The sequence below is a fragment of the Cereibacter changlensis JA139 genome (genome assembly GCF_003034985.1).
In the GTDB taxonomy this organism is placed as follows: domain Bacteria; phylum Pseudomonadota; class Alphaproteobacteria; order Rhodobacterales; family Rhodobacteraceae; genus Cereibacter; species Cereibacter changlensis.
The window spans coordinates 1-641 of the sequence record NZ_PZKG01000414.1; the positions used below are offsets into that span (position 1 = coordinate 1).

Sequence of the window (641 nt, forward strand, 5' to 3'; positions counted from 1 at the left end):
CGGCCGAGACGTTGAGCGCCGTCGCGGGCGATCCGACGACCGGCTCCGGCGTCTGGGCGCTGATCAACGCCGGCAACCTCACCGGCCAGACCCCGCGCATCCTCGCCGCCCCGGGCTTCACCGCCACCCCGGCGGCCTCGCCCGCGGCCCCGGTGACCCAAGCCCTGGTCTCGGTGGCCGCGCGTCTCCGCGCCGTGGTCATCGCCGACGGCCCCAACACCACCGAGGCCGACGCGCTGACCGACCGCGGCAAATACGGCTCCGACCGGCTCTTCATCGTCGATCCCGCGGTGCGCGTCTGGGATGTGACGACTTCCGCCTATGTCACCCGCCCCGCCTCCGGCTACGTCGCCGGCGCGCTCTCGGCCCAGGACGCCAGCCGCGGCTTCTGGTGGTCGCCCTCGAACCGCATCCTTGAAGGCGTCGCCGCCACCGCCCGGCCGATCTCCTGGGCGATCTCGGATCCCGACACCGAGGCCAACCGGCTGAACGGGGGCGAGGTCGCCACCATCATCCGCGCCGACGGCTTCCGGCTCTGGGGCAACCGCTCCGCCGCCACCGATCCGCTCTGGGCCTTCCTGCCGGTGCGCCGCACCGCCGACATGATCTACGAGAGCATCGAAGGCGCGCTCCTCTGGGCC

Annotated in this window: 1 protein-coding gene; it reads left to right on the forward strand. The window is 73.6% G+C overall.

What is annotated here, in order from left to right; translation table 11 throughout:
* Nucleotides 1-641, forward strand: a 641-nt coding sequence (locus tag C5F48_RS24415; RefSeq protein WP_181247795.1) for a phage tail sheath family protein, incomplete at both ends; no start/stop codon positions are given.